This is a genomic window from Streptomyces sp. NPDC054863 (genome assembly GCF_053610825.1).
In genome coordinates this window covers 16260-33337 of the sequence record NZ_JBSGZD010000005.1, presented here as the reverse complement: position 1 = coordinate 33337, position 17078 = coordinate 16260, and the positions used below count along the sequence as shown (strand labels likewise).

The window sequence follows — 17078 nt, the reverse complement described above, 5'->3', positions numbered from 1 at the left end:
GGCGTCCGCCATGCGGAGTGCCGGGGCCGCGCCCGTACGTCCCGCACGGCCCTGTGGACCCCCGGGGCCACCGGCCGCGGTGTGACCCGGATCACCTCCTGAGGAAAACCCGCAGCTCCCGCCGCACGTCTAGCAGGTGTGAAGCGAGCAGGTGCGGCAGCGCCGCAGGAAATGGACGAGGAACGCCTCCTCCGACGGGTGGCCCGGGGCGACCGGGCCGCCTTCGAGGAGCTGTACCGGCGTACGTCCCCGTGGCTGGCGGTGCGGCTGCAGCGCCGCTGCGCCGACCAGCAGATCGTCGCCGAAGTCATGCAGGAGACGTATCTGGCGGTGTGGCGGGCCGCGGGCTCCTTCGCCGGGAGCCGGACCGGCGGAACGGCCGTCGGCTGGCTGTGGACGATCGCGGCCCGCCGCCTCGTCGACGCGTTCCGGCGCAGGGCCCACCACGCGGAGCCGCCGCCCGCAGCCGCCCCGCACTCCGTGGCACCTGCGGCGGAGGAGGAGGCGCTGGTGGGCACCGTCGGCGGCGACGTCGGGGACGCGCTGCGGCGCCTCGCGCCGGAGCTCAGAGAGGTATTGCAGGCCATGGTGCTCGACGGACTGTCCGTCCGGGAGACCGCCGTTCTGCTCGGAGTGCCCGAGGGAACGGTCAAGACCCGTGCCCGTAGGGCCCGGACCGCGATGCGGGAGGCGCTGGCATGAATCACGTGGAGCACGCTTCGGTACGGCTCATCGAGAGGTACGTGCGCGGCGACCCGGGACTCGTCGCGGACGAGGTGTGGGCCCTGGAGGCCCATCTGGAAGGATGCCGGGTCTGCCGCGACCGGCTGTCGGCAGCCGTGGAGGTCGGCGCACCCGCAGTGGCGGCGATGACCGACGCCGTCTGGGCCGGCCTCGAACACCGACTGGACGCCGCCACCCCGGCGCCGCCGCGCCGGCGCCGGGCCCGGCTGTCGGCCTGGACGACACCCGCCATGACGCCGTGGCTCGCCATGGTCCTGGCCGTGACGCTGCTCGCACTGCTGCTGGACGTGGCGGCCCCCGGCCCCGGCGAGGTGTCCCTGGTGCTGCTGCTCGCCCCCGTCCTGCCCGTGTGCGGCGTGGCCGCCTCCTGGTCGCGCGGCCTGGACCCGGCGTACGAACTGACGGCCTCCACGCCGAGGGCGGGGCTGCAACTGGTGCTCCGGCGCACCGCGTCCGTCCTCGCCGTGGTGATCCCCACGCTGCTGGCCGGGGGATGGGCGACGGGCGTGACGGCCGCGCAGTGGCTGCTGCCCTGTCTGGCCTTCACCTCGATGACCCTGGCGCTCGGCGGGGTCATCGGCGTGACCCGCGCGGCCCTCGCCCTGGTGGCGGCATGGGTCGCGGTGGTGGCGGCGCCGACCCTGGCCACCAGCCGTACGGCCTTCGCCCTGCAGCCGTACGGACTGCCGGTGTGGGGACTGCTGCTGGCGCTCGGCGTCGGCGTCGTGGTCGCCCGCAGGGGTGCGTACACCGTGCTGGGAGCCCACCGGTGAATTCCCCGCCGAACCCCCCGCCGAAATCCTCGAACGAACAGAGAGAGAAGAGGAATCGCGTGATCGCAGTGAGTACGGCGGACATCGCCCCCACGGCCTACGCCTGGGAGATCCGGGCAACCGGGCTGAAGGTCCGGGTCGGAAAGAACCGGATGGCCGTCGACGGCCTCGACCTGTCCCTGGGCACCGGCGTCCACGGTCTTCTCGGTCCCAACGGAGCGGGCAAGACCACCCTCATCCGGGCACTGGCCACCGTGCTGCGCCCCACCGACGGCGAGCTGGAGATGCTCGGCGAATCCGTGGGCGGCCTGGGCGAGCACCGTGCGCTGCGCCGCCGGATCGGCTACCTGCCGCAGGACTTCGGCTACTACAAGCGCTTCACCGTGCGCGAGTTCGTCGAGTACATGGCATGGCTGAAGGAGGTGCCCACGGCCGACATCCCCGCAGCGGTGCAGCGCGCCGTGGAACGGGTCGGCCTCGCCGACCGCGCCGACGAGCGGATGAAGGCCCTGTCGGGCGGGATGGTGCGGCGGGCCGGCATCGCCCAGGCCATCGTCAACGACCCGTCGGTCCTGCTCCTCGACGAGCCGACGGTCGGCCTGGACCCGGCGCAGCGACTGCGCTTCCGCGACCTGCTCCAGGAGCTGGGGACGGACGCCTGCGTGGTCGTCTCCACCCACCTCGTGGAGGACGTGGCAGCCGCCTGCACCGACGTGGTGCTCTTCGCCGAGGGAAAGCTGGTCTTCCAGGGCACCCCGGACGAGCTGGCCGCGGCCGGCGGCCCGGAGCACGTGGGCGACAGCCCGCTGGAACGCGGCTACTCGGCACTGCTGGCAGACCCCGCACAGACGGACCCCGCACAGTCGAAGGGCGCCTGGTGAACCTCCGTATCCTGCGTATCGAACTCAAGCGGTCCGTCGCACCCTGGGCCGGCGCCGTCGTCCTGGTGCTCGCGCTCGCGTTCCTGCTCCTCGTCCCCGGAGCGTGGTCGAAGGGCCCCGCACCGTGGACGGGCCAGTGGACGTCCATGGCCCTGTGGACCCGCTACCTGCTGGCCTTCCTGTGGCCGCTCGCCGTGGGGCTCGGGGCGCTCCAGGGGCTGCGCGACCCCCGCTCGAAGATGTCCGAACTGCTGACCAGCACCCCTCGGCCCGCCCGGCACCGCGCGGCGACCCTGGCGGGCACGACGGCATTCACACTGGTCTCGGCCTTCGCCCTCCTCTCCCTCGTGGGCATGGTGCAGCTGCTGGCCGGCGACGCCGCGTACACCGGCCTCGGCTGGCTGCCGATCTCGCTCGTGGGGGCGCTCGCGCTGGCCGCGGGAGCCGTCCTGGGCATGGGCGTGGCACGGGCCCTGCCCTCCGCCCTCACCCCGCCCGCGCTGGCCTTGGCAGCCCTGATCTTCAACAACTTCCTTCGTCAGGTGCAGAGTTCGGACTCCGCGCTGCCGGTCTCCATGGCGCCGAACCCCCTCTCACTGCTGTCGCCCGCGGTGGCGGACGTACGCGAAACCATCCTCACGCTCTCCGTCCCCGTGCACCTCGGGCAGACGCTCTGGCTGCTCGGCCTGGCCGTGACGGGCCTCGCCCTGCTGGTCGCCACCGGTCTGCGCACCCGGCTGCTCGCCCTCACGCCCCTGCTGGCCGGCGGGGCGCTCGCCCTGGTCCTGCTCCCGGCCGACGCCCGTGACACGTATGTGGTCGACCGGGCCGCTGCGACGCAGGTGTGCAAGGGCCCGGTGTGCGTGACGGCGGCGCGGCAGGCGCGCCTCGACGACCTGGCGGGCCCCGGCAAGGAGGCGCTGCGCCTGCTGCGCGGCGCCCTGGGCGACCGGGCACCCGTCGCCGTCCGGGAGTCGACCGCCCTGCGGGCGCTCAGCGCGACACCGGAGCGGCCTCGCGACGCCGTACTCGTCGACTTCGACGACGGGATGATCGGCAACGCCGTGGGCGAGCGGCCACTGACCCGGGCCCTGGTCGCCCAGGGCATGGTCCCGCTCTGCAACCCCCGCAGCGCAACCGAGAGCGGTACGCGCGAGGACGCCGCCGCACAGAGCATCGCGGCTTCCTGGGTGCTCGGTGAGGAATTCCGGCTGGTCGACGGGACCATGCACTCCGGGAAGGAGCAGGACGACTTCGCACGCCCGGTGTGGAAGAAGTTCAGCGCACTGCCGCCGGCGGAGCAGCGCAAGCGGATCGGTGCGGCGCACACCGCCGCGGTGTCCTGCTCGGCCGACGCGCTCGCCGTACTGAACGGCGGTCCGCTCCGGTGAGATGGCTGACGCTGTACGCGCGCTCGCGGCAGGTGCCCCTCTCGCTCGCCGTGGTGCTGCTCAGCGCGACGGCGGTGTGGGCACTCGCCCGGATCGGCGGCGGGGTGCCGACGGACCCCCGGCTGGCCGCGCTCATTCTCACCGCGGGGGCGACGGCGCTCTCGGTCGGGCTCGGCGGGCAGGACCTCGCGCTGGACCGGACGGCCGCGATCCGCTGGATGCCCCGCCGGGCGGCGCACGTACTGCTCGGCGGGGTGTGCATCGGTGCGGCGCTGCTCGCGGTGCAGGCGATGAGCGGGGAGCCGGTCTCCCCGTCCCTCGTCGTGCGCAACAGCGCGGGGCTGATGGGACTCGTCGCCCTCGGGGCCGCCTGGTGCGGGCGTCAGCACGCGTGGATCCTGCCGGTCGCCTGGCTGTCGTTCTCCTTCGTCGTCCCGGCCTCGACGGGCGTGGTGACGCAGGCCCTGACCTGGATGCTGCTGCCGGCCGACCTGCCGGTAGCCACCTGGACGGTCGTCGTCCTGGCCGTCACCGGCACCGCGGTCTACACCGTCGGGGGCCCGCGGCGATAACTGCCGCACGGGGCGCCCTCCAGGCCGCACGGGGCGCCCCCGGACCACAGGGGGCGCCTCTCGGTCGTACGGGACGCCCGTCGCCCGTACAACTACCCGTCCGGGGGAGGCAGTTGGCGACAAGTAGCGACTAGGGTCGCGAAAAGCGATCGCTCAGCTGCTCCGTTCTGCTCCGCCGCGTCACGCGGCAGGGGCGGCGGCGCCGGAGAAGGGCAGGAACGGACGTGCCGGTCATCGATGCGTGGATGCAGCACCCCACGGTCCGCCACTTCAACCACGACATGCTCGAATCCCTGCGCAGGTGGACCGGGATGGGGCTGCTGACCGAGCCGTTGCCGGTGAAGGCGACGGTGGAGGCGATGGCCGCCGCCGATGTCGAGATCGGTCTCTCGTCCGCCTGGTACGGCCCCGGGGGGCCGCTGATCAGCAACGACGAGGTCGCCGAGTTCGTGGCCCGGTCCGATGGCCGGCTGCGCGGAGTGGCGGGCGCGGACCTCACCCGGCCGGTCGAGGCCGTGCGCGAACTGCGCCGCGCCGTGACGGAACTCGGCTTCGTGGCCCTGCGGATCGTGCCCTGGCTCTGGCAACTCCCGCCCACCGACCGGCTGTACTACCCGCTCTACGCGGCCTGTGTCGACCTGGGCGTCCCGTTCTGCACCCAGGTCGGCCACACCGGGCCGCTCCGGCCGTCCGAGACCGGGCGCCCCATCCCGTACATCGACCAGGTCGCGCTCGACTTCCCCGAACTCACCATTGTCTGCGGGCACATCGGCCATCCGTGGACCACGGAGATGATCGCGGTGGCCGACAAGCACCCCAACGTCCACATCGACACCAGCGCCTACACCACGCGCCGCTACCCACGTGAACTGGTCGACCACCTCCGCGGCCGGGGCCGCCGGAAGGTGCTGTTCGGCTCGAACTACCCCATGATCACCCCGGCCCGGGCGCTGGAACACCTCGGTGAACTGGACCTGGACGAGGAGAGCACCGAGTTGTTCCTGTCCGGCAACGCCCGCCGGGTCTTCCGCCTGTGACCCGGGCCGGAGGGCGGGGCGTGCCCGCCGTCCGGCACCTGCCGTCCCAGCTCCTGATATGCGCGTCCCAGGTGCTGGATGTGCGGATACCCTTTCTGTTCGCTCTTCGTACGTCCCTGCCTTCCGAGTGTTCTGGAGTCGCCGTGACCCTCCTCACCACCTGGCCCGAGTCCGGTCCCGACACCCTCGTGCGCCGTACCTCCGACCCGGCCGAGATCGCTGCCGCGCTCGCCCCGCTGGGCGTGCGCTACGAGCAGTGGCCGGTCCTGGAACACGTGCCCTTCGACGCCGGCATCGAGGAGGTGTCCGCTGCGTACCGCGAGGACATCGCGAAGCTGACCGCCGAGGAGGACTTCAAGATGGTCGACGTGGTCGCGCTGCACCCTGTCGACGACCCGGAGTTCCCGGCGAAGGCCGCCGCCGCGCGGGCGAAGTTCCTCCAGGAGCACACGCACGACGACGATGACGAGGTGCGCTTCTTCGTCGCCGGGTCCGGGATCTTCTACCTGCACGCGCGGGGCGAGGTGCATGCGGTGCTGTGCGAGAAGGGCGACCTGCTGGGGGTGCCGCGCGGCACCACCCACTGGTTCGACATGGGGACGTCCCCCTCCTTCACCGCGATCCGCTTCTTCCACGAGGAGGAGGGCTGGATCGGGAACTTCACCGGATCCCCGATCGCCGACCGCTTCCCCGACTTCGACACGATCGCGGCTGCGTACGCGGCAGAAGCAAAGGCAGTAGCAGCGGCGGAAGCAGAAGGAGAGACCGGAAAGTGACACCTGTGTACGACGTGGACGCGGTGGTCCTCGACATCGAGGGCACCACCAGTGCCACGGGTTTCGTCGTCGACGTGCTGTACCCGTACTCGCGGAAGAGCTTCGCCGCGCTGCTGAACGCGCGCGCGGCCGAGCCCGACGTCGCCCGGGCTATCGCCCAGGTGCGGGAACTGACCGGCGAGCCCGACGCGGACGCGGCCCGCATCGAGGCGGTCCTGAACGGCTGGCTGGACGAGGACCGCAAGGCCACCCCGCTGAAGACCCTCCAGGGCATCGTGTGGGCGGAGGGATTCGCGCGGGGCGAGCTGGTCTCGCACTTCTACCCGGACGTGCTGCCCGCGCTGCACGCCTGGAAGGCGGCGGGCCTGAGCCTGTACGTGTACTCCTCGGGATCGGTGTCCGCCCAGCGGGCGTGGTTCGCCTCGACGCCGGAGGGCGACCTTTCGTCGCTGGTCAGCGGCCTGTACGACACCGAGAACGCGGGGCCGAAGCAGGAGGCCGCGTCCTACCGGGCCATCACGGCCGCCCTCGGCACGCCCGCGGACCGCACCCTCTTCCTCTCCGACCGCCCCGGCGAGCTGGACGCGGCCCGCGCGGCCGGCTGGCAGACGGCCGGGGTCCGCCGGGCGGGGGAGCCGTACTACGAGGCGGGTGTGGGCGACCACCCCGAGGCCGCGACGTTCGACCGGATCCACCCGAGAGGCGAGTGAGTACAGCATGAGCAGCACCAGCACCAGCACCAGCACCAGCACCAGCACCGGCGCAGGGGCGGGCGACGTGTCCGAGCAGGAACTCAAGGCGGCGGGTGCGGCGCTCGCCGCCGAGTCGGCGCGCTTCGCGTCCTTCGGCTGGATGCGCGGCACCTCCGGGAACCTCTCGCAGGTCCTGACCCGGGACCCGCTGCGGCTCGCGGTCACCGCGTCGGGCCACGACAAGGGCGAGCTGACCGAGTCGGACGTCGTCGTGGTCGATGCGGGCGGTGCGGCGATCGGCGCGGGGAAGCCCTCCGCCGAGGCCGAACTCCACGCGCGCGTCGTGCGGTTGACCGGAGCGGGCGCGGTCGTGCACGTCCACACCGTCGCCTCGGTCGCGATGGGGCACCGTGAGCCGGGCGGCATCGTCTTCCGCGACCTGGAGATGCTCAAGGGCGTCGGCCAGCCGGCCGAGGGCGTCGACGTCACCCTCCCGGTGATCGCCAACAGCCAGGACATGAAGGTCCTCGGCGACCGGCTGGAGGCCGCCCGCAACCCCGCGATGCCCGCCGTCGTGGTCGCCGGGCACGGTCTGTACGTGTGGGGTGCGGACGCCCGCCAGGCCCGCCACCACACCGAGGTCGTCGAGTGGCTCCTCGAACTCACGCTGGCGGACCGGAACCGGTAGTCGGCCGACGGCCGACCGACAGCCGGGCGCCCGTCACGCCAGGTGCGTGCCCGGCAGTTCGCCCGCGCCGAAGTCGAGCACGCCGCGTTCGGTGACGAGGGCGGTGACCAGGCGTCCCGGGGTGACGTCGAAGGCCGGGTTGTGGCCCTGGGTGGCGGGCGGCGCGGTGCGGATGCCGCCGTGGCTCACCACCTCGTCCCCGTCCCGGAGTTCGATGTGGATGCCGTCGCCGGACGCGGTGGCGACGTCGACGGTGGTGGTGGGGGCGGCCACCAGGAACGGGATCCCGGCGTCCGCGCAGGCCAGCGCCACGCCCACGGTGCCGACCTTGTTGGCGGTGTCGCCGTTGGCCGCGATGCGGTCGGCGCCGACCACGGCCGCGTCCACCTCGCCGCGCAGGATGGTGCCCGCGGCGGCGCCGTCGACCTGGACGCGGTGCGGGATGCCCTCGTAGTCGAGTTCCCAGGCGGTGAGCCGGGAGCCCTGGAGCAGGGGGCGGGTCTCGTCGGCGTAGACGAGCTCGACCAGGCCGCGGGAGTGGAGTTCACGGATGACGCCGAGCGCGGTGCCCCAGCCCGCGGTGGCCAGCGCGCCGGTGTTGCAGTGGGTGAGGATGCGCAGCGGGCGGGTCAGCCCGGTGCGCTTCAGGAGCCAGTCGGCGCCGAATGCGCCCATGTCCCTGTTGGCCCGGATGTCCTCGCGCTGGATCGCGGCGGCCTCGGCCAGGACGGCGGGCAGCCCGGCGTCGAGGTGCGCGAGGACGCGGTCCACGCAGACCGCGAGGTTCACCGCGGTCGGGCGTGCCTCGTGGACGCGGTGGACCGCGGCCAGGACCTGCTCGCGGGACCAGCCCTCGCGCTCGCCCTCGATCATGGCGAGAGCCACCCCGTAGGCACCGGCCGCGCCGATCGCGGGAGCGCCGCGGACCACCAACCGGACGATGGCGTCCACGAGTTGGGCCGTATCGCGGATCTCGACGTAAGCGAAGTGTTGCGGGAGGACGGTCTGGTCGATGAGGCGCAAGTGGTCTCCGGACCACTCGACGGCACGGAGTTCGGCAGACGGGGCCGCAGGCGTGGCCGCGGTCGTGGTGAGGGGCTGGGGCGCGGGCTGGGAAACGGGCTGGGACACGGGCGTCTCCTGAGCGGTTCGGGGCCTAGAGGCAGTGTGCACACGGTACTTGAGCTGCGGGAATGACTTTTGAGACGGTTGTATCAGTATGCGGACGGCTACTTAGCGGTGCCCTACACCGGTGCTACTGTCCTGCCCCCGCACCCCCTCGATGTGTTCGTCTCTCTCCTCTCCGCTGCCGCCTGGGCGCGCGTTCCGTGCCAGGCCCGCCCGTTAGGCGATTCACCATGCTGAAGCGAATACGTACCGCGACCTTCCGGGCCACCACGCTCCGGGCCACCGCCCTCGCCTCCGGCGCCGTGCTGCTGGCGACCGCCTGCAACGCCTCCGCGACGAAGACCGACGGTGGGGCCGCGTCGGCCGACGGCAAGTCCTTCGTGCTGGTCACCCCGGACCCCGTCGCCCAGAACGACTTCCTCAAGCTCTCCGTCCAGGGCATCAAGGCAGCGGCGAAGACCCACAAGGGAACCTCGAAGACCTACGAGTCCGCAGACCCCTCCGCCCGTACGCAGAACATCACCGCCGCCGTGAACGACAAGCCGGACGTCGTGGTGATGGTCGGCTACGAATTCGCGGACCTCGCGGCCCAGCAGGCCACGTCGCACCCCGAGCAGCAGTTCCTGCTGGTCGACACCTGCACCCTCAAGAAGTTCCCCAACGTGACCTGCGCGACCTTCCGCGAGCAGGAGGCCGCCTATCTGGCGGGTGCGGAGGCGGGGCTGCTGACCAGGAGCGGCGAGGTCGGCTCGGTGGACGCGGAGGACAGCCCGTCGGTGCACCGCTACAGCGACGCGTTCGAGGAGGGGGCGAAGAAGACCTCCCCGAAGACCACGGCCTCGACGCGCTACGTCGGCGGTGACAAGCCGTTCGCCGACTCCGCCCGCGCCAAGGCGCAGGCCAGTTCGCTGATCTCCAGCGGCGCCGACCACATCATGGCCGCCGCAGCCGCCGGCAACTACGGCATCTTCGAGGCAGCGAAGGCCAAGGGTGCGTTCGCCTACGGGGTGGACGCCAACCAGTGCCCGGCCGCCAAGGGCGCCGTCGTCGACAACGTCATCAAGAAGACCGACGTCGCCATCGAGAAGGGCATCGACTCGATCCTCAAGGGCGACACCGGCCACGGCATCTCCTACGGGCTCAAGGAAGGCGGCATGAGCCTGACCGGCCTGGAGAGCGGCCTGGAGAAGTCCGGCTGCGTCATCGCCGAGAACCCCGACGTGATTCTGAAGGTCAAGGCGCTGCGCGAGCAGATCGTCTCCGGGAAGCTGAAGATCGATGACCCCGCAGCCTGACGTCCCGCGGCCCAAGACCCCGCGGCCCAAGACTCCGCAGTCCGTGGAGGGCAATGCGGGGACGGCTCAAGAGCCCGTCCCTGCCGTCCCCGCCGGACCCTTTGTCCCCGCCGTCGAGATGAGAGGGATCGTCAAGGCGTTTCCCGGCGTCCTCGCCAACGACTCCGTCGACCTCACCGTCCGGCGCGGCGAGATCCACGCCCTGATGGGCGAGAACGGTGCGGGCAAGTCGACCCTCATGTCGATCCTGTACGGACTCCAGCACCCGGACTCCGGCAGCATCCGGCTCGAAGGACGCGAGGTGACCTTCGCCGACCCGAGCCGGGCGATCGAGGCCGGGCTCGGCATGGTGCACCAGAGCTTCAAGCTGTTCCCGTCGCTGACGGTCGCCGAGAACGTGGTCTACCGGGCCGAGCCGCGCCGCTTCGGCCTGGTGGACAGGGCCGCCGCCCGGCGCCGTACGGCAGAGCTCGCCGCCGCGCACGGCCTGGACGTCGACCCGGACGCCAAGGTCGGCGACCTGCCCGTCGGCGTACGCCAGCGGGTGGAGATCCTCAAACTCCTGCACCGCGGTGCGCAGGTACTGATCCTGGACGAGCCGACCGCCGTCCTCACCCCCGCCGAGGCGGACTCCCTCTTCGCGGTCCTGCGCTCGCTCGCCGACGAGGGCCGCACCGTGCTCCTCGTCACGCACAAGCTGCGCGAGGTCCTGGAGGGCTCCGACCACGTCACCGTGCTGCGCGACGGCCGGGTCGCCGCCCGGCTGCGCACCGCCGACACCACGGCCGAGGACATCGCCGCCGCGATGACCGGGCGCGAGGTCGCACTCGACCGCATCCACCCCGGCGGGACGGCCGCCGACGAGGTGCTGTCCGTGCAGGGCCTGAGCCTGCCCGGCGTGCACGACGTCTCCCTGTCCGTACGGGCCGGGGAGATCGTCGGCATCGCGGGCGTCGCGGGAAACGGCCAGAGCGAGCTCGTCGAGGCCCTCGCCGGGCTGCGGCCCGCCGACGCGGGCCAGGTCCAGATCGCGGGCACCTACGTGACCCGGGCGAGCGCCGCCGGACGGCGCGCGGCCGGGCTCGCCTACGTCCCCGAGGACCGGGGCGAAGTGGGCACCGCACCCACCGCCTCGATCGCCGAGAACCTCGCCATGGGCCACCACCGCACGCCGCGGCTCTCCCGGCGCGGCCTGCTGCCGCGGGCGGCCGTCCGCGCGCACGCGCTGAAGCTGATCGACCGCTTCGGCATCAAGGCGTCCTCGCCCGACGCGGCGGCGGGCTCCCTGTCCGGCGGCAACCTCCAGAAACTCGTCATCGGGCGTGAACTCGCCCACGACGCACCGCTGTTGATCGTCGAGCAGCCCACCAGGGGAGTGGACATCGGCGCGATCGAGAACATCCACCGCGAACTCGTCGCCCACCGCGACGCCGGTCACGCGGTGCTGCTCGTCTCCGCCGAACTCAGCGAGATCCGCGGCCTGTCCGACCGGGTCCTGGTCATGTACGAGGGCCGGATCGCCGCCGAGTACGACCGGGAGGCGGCCGACGAACGCACCCTCGGCCTCGCGATGGCCGGCGGCACGGCGTCCAGCGAACCCAGTACCAGTACCAGTACCAGTAAGACGGTGAGTTGACGTGAGCACCCGTACACCGGGCCGAGCACTGCGTTCCCCCGTGCTCCTCTCCGTGCTCGGCGCGCTCGTCGTCGGCACGGTCTTCCTGCTCGCCACCGGATCCGACCCCTTCACGGCGTACGGCGCGATCCTCGGCGGCGCGTTCGGGCCCGACGGCATCGGCTCGACGCTCGCGAGCGCGACCAGCGTGGTCGGACTCGCCGTGGCGATCGCGATTCCGCTGCGGGCCGGACTCCTCAACCTCGGCGGCGAGGGCCAGTTGGTGCTCGGCGGCATCACCGCGGCGGTCGTCGGCCTGTACTCGCCGCTGCCCGCCCCGCTGACCGTACTGCTCTGCCTGCTCGCGGGCATGGCCGCGGGCGCGGCCTACGCGGCGCTGGCCGCCCTGTGCCAGAACCGCTTCGGGGTGCCGCTGCTGATCAGCAGCCTGCTGCTGAGCTACCCGGCGGTCTCCCTCGCCTCCTACCTGGCCCGCTACCCCCTCAAGGACCCCGCCTCCGGCCTCCCGCAGACCCGGCAGCTCCCCGAAGGGGTCGCCCTGCCCGAGTTCGGCACGTCGACGGTGACCCTCGGCCTGCTGCTCGTCGCGGCCGTGGCCGTCGCGTACCGCTTCGTCGACGCCCGCACCTCCACCGGCTACGAGATCCGGATGACCGGCCTCAACAGCCGCTTCTCCGCCTACGCGGGCATCGACGGGCCCCGGCTCACGGTGCGCCTCCTCGCCGTGTCCGGCGCGGTCGCCGGGCTGGTCGGCGCGGTCGGCGTGCTGGCCTTCCCGTACCGCTTCACCGACGGCGCGCTCACCTCCGCGGGAGACACCTGGACCGGTCTGATGGCGGCGCTGCTCGCTTCGGCGGCGCCGGTCGGGACGGTGCTCGCCGCGCTGTTCTTCGCGGCGCTCAAGGTCGGCGGGCTGAACATGGAGCGGGTCACCGAGGTGCCGAGCGAGCTCACCGGGATCCTCCAGGCGATCGTGATCGTCTTCCTGGCGGCCAGGTTCACCCTCAAGCGGCGCAGGACCACCACTCCCGTCCCGGCCCCCGCCGCGCCGGAGGCCCCCGGCCCACACCCCGACGCTCAGCCCCACGCACAGAAGGAGAGCGTCTGATGTTCTTCGACTCCGACCTCCTCCTCGCCGCACTCGGCGCCCTCACCCCGATCCTCCTGGCCGCTCTCGGCGGGGCGGTCTGCGAGCGGGCCGGCGTGTTCAACATCGCCCTCGAAGGCACCATGCTGATGGGCTGCTTCACCGCGGTCACCGTCAGCTGGTTCACCGGCTCACCCTGGCTCGGCGTCCTGGTCGCGGCCCTCGCCGCAGCCGCGTACTCGCTGATCCTGGCCGCGGGAACGGTCACCTTCAAGGGCGACGCCGTGGTCCTGGGCGTGGCGATGAACCTCCTCGCCGTCGGCCTCACCGGGTTCCTGCTCCGGACGGCCTTCGGCGTCCAGGGCACCTTCGACGACCCCGGGCTGAAGGGCCTCGGCTCGATCGACATACCCGTCGTCCAGGACGTTCCCTTCCTGGGGCCCGCACTCTCCGGGCACACCGGCCTCACCTACCTCTCGTGGATCACGGTCGCCGTCGCCGCCGTCCTCCTGTCCCGCCACCCGTGGGGCCTGCGGCTGCGCGGGGTCGGCGAGAGCCCGGAAGCCGCAGCGACCCTCGGAGTGAGCCCCGCGAGGTACAAGTACGGGGCGGTGCTCCTCTCGGGCGTGCTGTGCGGTCTCGCGGGCGCACAACTGGCACTGGGCAGTGTGACGTTGTTCACCGAGGACATGACGGCGGGGCGAGGCTGGATCGCCGTCGTCGCCGTGATGCTCGGCCGCGCCATGCCCGTCGGAGTACTCCTCGCGGGCCTGCTCTTCGGCATCGCCGAGGCCGCCGGATTCCGCCTCCAGGGCCTCGGTCTGCCCCAGCAGGCCACCGACGCCGCGCCGTACGTCGTTACGCTGATCGCACTGTTCCTCACGACGGCCGAGCGCCGCCGCCGTACCCGAGCCCGTACCGCCGTCCCTGTCCCACCCCACGCCGGAGTGTCCGAAGCATGACGCAGGACCTGCTGCCCATCACCCGCATCCCCCGCACCGGCCTGCCCCCGCACGCGATCGTGGTCGGCGACCCGGCCCGCGCGGCGGCCGTCGCGGAGCTCCTGGAGAACCCCGAGGAGGTCGCCCACCACCGCGAGTACCGCACCTTCACCGGTACGTGGAAGGGCACCCCGGTCACCGTCGCCTCGCACGGCGTCGGCGGCTCCGGCGCGATCCTCCTCTTCCAGGAACTCGCCGACGCCGGCACCCGGACGATCCTGAGGCTCGGCACGGCGGGCGCCATCGCCTCCGGCATCCACGACGGCGACCTGGTCATCGCCGAGGCGGCCGTGCGCGACGACGGCGTGACGCAGCAGCTCCTGCCGCCCGAGTACCCCGCCTTCGCGTCCCCCGAGAGCGTCCTCGCCCTCCAGCGGGCCGCCCGCGAGGCAGCCGCCCCCTACCACCGCGGTGTGGTGTGGACCCGGGCCGCCTTCCAGCCGGGCTTCGTCGAGCTGCCCGTCGACGCGTACACGCGCGCCGGGATCGCCGCGATCGAGATGGAACTCTCCGCGCTCCTGGTCCTGGCCTCCACCCGCGGCCTGGTCGCGGGCGGCGTGCTGGTCATCGACGGCGTCAACGCCGACGAACTCGCCGACGAGGAGGCCACCGGCGGCTACGACCCGCACCGCGACGTCGTCGCCGAGGGCGTCGCGCGCGGCAGCGTCGTCGCGCTGGAGGCGCTGCGGCTGCTGGCGGAAGCGGAGGGCGACCGATGAGCGGCCCCGTCGGGAAGGACGACCGCATCGACCTCCTGGTCCACGGCGGCGAGGTCCTCACCATGGACGCGTCCGGCACCGTCCTGCGCGAAGGCTCGGTCGCGATCCGCGACGGCGAGATCGTCACCGTCGGCACGGACCTGCCGCAGGAGGCCGCCCGGACGATCGACGCGCGCGGCTGCCTGGTCCTCCCCGGGCTGATCAACACGCACACCCACCTGGCGATGACCCTCTTCCGGGGTGCGGCCGACGACGTGGACCTCCAGGAATTCCTGGCCAGGGTGATCCCCGCCGAGGCCGCGCAGCTCAACCCCGGCAACGTCGCCGCCGCCGTACGCCTCGCCGTCGCGGAGTCCGTAAGGGCAGGGGTGACCTCGGCCCTCGACATGTACTGGTTCCACGAGGCCGCCGAACAGGCCGCGCGCGACGCGGGCTGGCGACTGCACGCCGGGCCGACCTTCATGGACGTCCCGGGACCGCCGGACGGCCGCGCGTACGCCGACCGGCTCGGCTGGGCCCGCCGCAGCCTGGAGTCGTACACCCCCGCCCCCGGCTCCCGCCCGGTGGTCTTCGCGCACTCCGCCTACACCCTCGCCCCCGAGCAGCTCGTCGACATCTTCGCGCTGGCCCGCGAGTTCGGCGCGCTCGTCCACATCCACGCCTCCGAGAACGCCGGCGAGGTCGCGACGGTCTCCGAGCGCTACGGCAAGCGGCCCGTCGAGCTCCTCGAATCCCTCGGTCTGCTGGGCCCGGACGTGCTGCTCGCCCACGCGGTGGACCTCACCGCCGACGAGATCGCGGCGCTCGCCCGCACCGGAACCTCCACCGCCCACTGCCCGGTGTCCAACCTCAAGCTGGGCTGCGGCATTTCCCCCGTCCCCGCCCTCCTCGACGCGGGCGTCACCGTGGGCCTGGGCACCGACGGCGCGGTCAGCTCCAACACCCTCGACCTGATGGGCGCGATCCGCCAGGCCGCCCTCGTCCACAAGGCGGGCGGCGACCCGACCGCCGTCAGCGCCGAGCAGGCCGTCCGCATGGCCACCGTGGAGGGCGCCCGCGCGCTCGGACTCGCCGACCGGCTCGGTTCGCTGGAACCGGGCAAGCGCGCGGACCTGATCGTCCTCGACACCCGGAGCCCGCACCTCACCCCGCGGCACGACCCGTACGCGATGCTCGCCTACGCCGCACAGTCCTCGGACGTACGGGACACCGTCGTCGACGGCCGGGTGCTGATGCGCGACCGCGTCCTGCTGACCCTCGACGAGGCGGCCGTACGGGCCGAACTGGAGGCCCTGGCATGACCGCCGCCACTCGCGGATTCACCGGCCGGGCCCGCGCCGCCGACCGGGACCCGCGGCTGCCGCCGGGCCAGTACGACGCGCGCGACTCCTGGCCGGTCCTCTCCGCCGAGGTGACCCCCGAACTGACGCCCGCCGACTGGTCGTTCCGTGTCGAAGGCCTCGTCGAGAGCCCGCGGACCTGGTCCTGGGACGAGGCGCACGCACTGCCCGAGTCCTCCTACGAGGGCGACATCCACTGCGTCACCAGCTGGTCGAAGTTCGGCGTCCGTTTCGGCGGGGTGTCCCTCGACACCTTCCTCGACGCCGCGGGGCCGCTGCCCACCGCCACCCACGCGGTGGCGTACTCCCACACCGGCTACACCTCCAACCTCCCCCTGGAGGACCTGACCGGTGGCCGGGCCTGGATCGTCTGGGAGTACGACGGCGCGCCGCTCCCGGCCGAACACGGCGGCCCGGCCCGCCTGATCGTGCCCCACCTGTACTTCTGGAAGAGCGCCAAGTGGATCGCGGGAATCACCCTCCTCGACCACGACGCACCCGGCTTCTGGGAGCAGAACGGCTACCACCACCGCGGCAACCCCTGGGAAGAGCAGCGCTACTCCGGTGACTGAGACATTCACACCCCCCACCCGCTTCGCCGTCCCCGGCCGCATCGCCGTCAGCAACCGGGCCGCCGCCACCTGGCAGAGCGCGACCCTGACCGGGATCCGCCGCGAGACCCCGCACGCCGCCACCTTCCGCCTCGCGGTCCCCGGCTGGCAGGGCCACCTCCCCGGCCAGCACCTCATGCTGCGCCTGACGGCCGCCGACGGGTACGTGGCCCAGCGCCACTACTCGATCGCCTCCGCCCCCGACGACCCCGGCCACATCGAACTGACCCTGGACCACGTCGACGGAGGCGAGGTCTCCGGGCACCTGCACACCGTCGCCCGCCCCGGCGACGTCTTCGAGGTGCGCGGTCCCCTCAGCGGCTTCTTCGCCTGGCCCGGCGACCGCCCGGCGCTGCTCGTCGGCGCGGGCTCCGGCGTCGTACCGCTGATGTCGATGGTGCGCCACCACCGGCTGCGCGCTCTCACCGTGCCGCTGCGGCTGATCGTGTCCGCGCGGACGCCCGAGGACCTGATCTACGCCGAGGAGTACGGGGCCGAGACCACGCCCGTCTTCACCCGCACCCCCGGCGGCGGCCGGCTCACGGCCGGGCACCTGGCTCCGCACATGGACCAGGAGTGGGAGGCGTACGTCTGCGGCTCCAACGCCTTCGCCGAGCACGCCTCACGGCTCCTCGTCGGGCTCGGCCAGCCCGTGGACCGGATCAGGATCGAGCGCTTCGGCTGAGTTCCCGGCCTCTGCCGGGGCC

At 72.8% G+C, this 17078-nt stretch carries 18 protein-coding genes; 17 read left to right on the top strand and 1 reads right to left on the bottom strand.

All coding sequences use genetic code 11. From position 1 onward, the window contains the following. The first annotated feature begins 171 nt into the window (after window positions 1–171). The 9 genes from ACWGIG_RS02170 to mtnB all read left to right on the top strand — a co-directional run bounded on the left by ACWGIG_RS02170 (window position 172) and on the right by mtnB (window position 7554). Window positions 172–702 carry an RNA polymerase sigma factor gene (locus ACWGIG_RS02170; RefSeq protein WP_453319563.1) on the top strand — a complete coding sequence of 177 codons (531 nt, stop codon included), beginning with the start codon at window positions 172–174 and terminating at the stop codon, window positions 700–702. Continuing rightward, window positions 699–1517 carry a zf-HC2 domain-containing protein gene (locus ACWGIG_RS02165; RefSeq protein ID WP_453319562.1) on the top strand — a complete coding sequence of 273 codons (819 nt, stop codon included), beginning with the start codon at window positions 699–701 and terminating at the stop codon, window positions 1515–1517. Before ACWGIG_RS02170 ends, ACWGIG_RS02165 begins: the two co-directional genes overlap by 4 nt. 59 nt (window positions 1518–1576) lie before the next feature. Further along, window positions 1577–2398: an ABC transporter ATP-binding protein gene (locus ACWGIG_RS02160; protein WP_453319561.1), complete on the top strand. Its 822-nt coding sequence runs from the start codon at window positions 1577–1579 to the stop codon at window positions 2396–2398. After that, window positions 2395–3789: a hypothetical protein gene (locus tag ACWGIG_RS02155; RefSeq protein WP_453319560.1), complete on the top strand. Its 1395-nt coding sequence runs from the start codon at window positions 2395–2397 to the stop codon at window positions 3787–3789. The genes ACWGIG_RS02160 and ACWGIG_RS02155 overlap by 4 nt, the downstream gene beginning before the upstream one ends. Continuing rightward, window positions 3786–4361 carry a hypothetical protein gene (locus tag ACWGIG_RS02150; RefSeq protein ID WP_453319559.1) on the top strand — a complete coding sequence of 192 codons (576 nt, stop codon included), beginning with the start codon at window positions 3786–3788 and terminating at the stop codon, window positions 4359–4361. The genes ACWGIG_RS02155 and ACWGIG_RS02150 overlap by 4 nt, the downstream gene beginning before the upstream one ends. A gap of 224 nt (window positions 4362–4585) precedes the next feature. Next, window positions 4586–5398: an amidohydrolase family protein gene (locus ACWGIG_RS02145; protein WP_453319558.1), complete on the top strand. Its 813-nt coding sequence runs from the start codon at window positions 4586–4588 to the stop codon at window positions 5396–5398. Window positions 5399–5541: 143 nt separating this feature from the next. Beyond that, window positions 5542–6174 carry a 1,2-dihydroxy-3-keto-5-methylthiopentene dioxygenase gene (locus tag ACWGIG_RS02140; RefSeq protein ID WP_453319557.1) on the top strand — a complete coding sequence of 211 codons (633 nt, stop codon included), beginning with the start codon at window positions 5542–5544 and terminating at the stop codon, window positions 6172–6174. Then, a complete protein-coding gene (gene mtnC / locus ACWGIG_RS02135; protein WP_453319556.1) occupies window positions 6171–6884 on the top strand; it encodes an acireductone synthase in 714 nt (237 codons plus the stop codon). The genes ACWGIG_RS02140 and mtnC overlap by 4 nt, the downstream gene beginning before the upstream one ends. Window positions 6885–6891: 7 nt before the next feature. Beyond that, a complete protein-coding gene (gene mtnB / locus ACWGIG_RS02130; RefSeq protein ID WP_453319555.1) occupies window positions 6892–7554 on the top strand; it encodes a methylthioribulose 1-phosphate dehydratase in 663 nt (220 codons plus the stop codon). 33 nt (window positions 7555–7587) lie between these two features. Here the strand turns inward: mtnB and mtnA are convergent, their stop codons facing one another. Further along, window positions 7588–8685: an S-methyl-5-thioribose-1-phosphate isomerase gene (gene mtnA, locus ACWGIG_RS02125; protein WP_453319554.1), complete on the bottom strand. Its 1098-nt coding sequence runs from the start codon at window positions 8683–8685 to the stop codon at window positions 7588–7590. Window positions 8686–8912: 227 nt separating this feature from the next. Here mtnA and ACWGIG_RS02120 point away from each other — a divergent pair, with 227 nt between their 5' ends. The 8 genes from ACWGIG_RS02120 to ACWGIG_RS02085 all read left to right on the top strand — a co-directional run bounded on the left by ACWGIG_RS02120 (window position 8913) and on the right by ACWGIG_RS02085 (window position 17056). Next, entirely contained in the window at window positions 8913–9977 is a 1065-nt protein-coding gene (locus ACWGIG_RS02120; RefSeq protein ID WP_453319553.1) for a BMP family ABC transporter substrate-binding protein, read from the top strand. 118 nt (window positions 9978–10095) lie between these two features. Then, window positions 10096–11613, top strand: a complete 1518-nt coding sequence (locus ACWGIG_RS02115) for an ABC transporter ATP-binding protein (RefSeq protein WP_453319605.1) — start codon at window positions 10096–10098, stop codon at window positions 11611–11613. A 1-nt stretch (window position 11614) separates the two neighbouring features. Then, window positions 11615–12721, top strand: a complete 1107-nt coding sequence (locus ACWGIG_RS02110; RefSeq protein WP_453319552.1) for an ABC transporter permease — start codon at window positions 11615–11617, stop codon at window positions 12719–12721. Beyond that, entirely contained in the window at window positions 12721–13662 is a 942-nt protein-coding gene (locus tag ACWGIG_RS02105) for an ABC transporter permease (RefSeq protein ID WP_453319551.1), read from the top strand. The genes ACWGIG_RS02110 and ACWGIG_RS02105 overlap by 1 nt, the downstream gene beginning before the upstream one ends. Continuing rightward, complete coding sequence (locus tag ACWGIG_RS02100; protein WP_453319550.1) at window positions 13659–14420, top strand: nucleoside phosphorylase; 762 nt, start codon at window positions 13659–13661, stop codon at window positions 14418–14420. The genes ACWGIG_RS02105 and ACWGIG_RS02100 overlap by 4 nt, the downstream gene beginning before the upstream one ends. Then, window positions 14417–15721 (top strand): amidohydrolase, encoded by a 1305-nt coding sequence (locus tag ACWGIG_RS02095; protein WP_453319549.1) that lies wholly within the window; start codon window positions 14417–14419, stop codon window positions 15719–15721. The genes ACWGIG_RS02100 and ACWGIG_RS02095 overlap by 4 nt, the downstream gene beginning before the upstream one ends. After that, on the top strand, window positions 15718–16332 hold the full coding sequence (locus tag ACWGIG_RS02090) for a sulfite oxidase-like oxidoreductase (protein ID WP_453319548.1): 615 nt from the start codon (window positions 15718–15720) through the stop codon (window positions 16330–16332). Before ACWGIG_RS02095 ends, ACWGIG_RS02090 begins: the two co-directional genes overlap by 4 nt. Next, window positions 16325–17056, top strand: coding sequence for a ferredoxin reductase (locus ACWGIG_RS02085; protein WP_453319547.1), 732 nt, complete (start codon window positions 16325–16327; stop codon window positions 17054–17056). The genes ACWGIG_RS02090 and ACWGIG_RS02085 overlap by 8 nt, the downstream gene beginning before the upstream one ends. The last annotated feature ends 22 nt before the right edge of the window (window positions 17057–17078 follow it).

Coding starts and splice junctions, on each gene's coding strand:
- ACWGIG_RS02165 (WP_453319562.1), top strand. CDS start 699: ATGAATCACGTGGAGCACGCTTCGGTACGGCTCATCGAGAGGTACGTG.
- ACWGIG_RS02120 (WP_453319553.1), top strand. CDS start 8,913: ATGCTGAAGCGAATACGTACCGCGACCTTCCGGGCCACCACGCTCCGG.
- ACWGIG_RS02095 (WP_453319549.1), top strand. CDS start 14,417: ATGAGCGGCCCCGTCGGGAAGGACGACCGCATCGACCTCCTGGTCCAC.
- ACWGIG_RS02090 (WP_453319548.1), top strand. CDS start 15,718: ATGACCGCCGCCACTCGCGGATTCACCGGCCGGGCCCGCGCCGCCGAC.
- mtnB (WP_453319555.1), top strand. CDS start 6,892: ATGAGCAGCACCAGCACCAGCACCAGCACCAGCACCAGCACCGGCGCA.
- ACWGIG_RS02170 (WP_453319563.1), top strand. CDS start 172: ATGGACGAGGAACGCCTCCTCCGACGGGTGGCCCGGGGCGACCGGGCC.
- ACWGIG_RS02100 (WP_453319550.1), top strand. CDS start 13,659: ATGACGCAGGACCTGCTGCCCATCACCCGCATCCCCCGCACCGGCCTG.
- ACWGIG_RS02115 (WP_453319605.1), top strand. CDS start 10,096: ATGAGAGGGATCGTCAAGGCGTTTCCCGGCGTCCTCGCCAACGACTCC.
- ACWGIG_RS02105 (WP_453319551.1), top strand. CDS start 12,721: ATGTTCTTCGACTCCGACCTCCTCCTCGCCGCACTCGGCGCCCTCACC.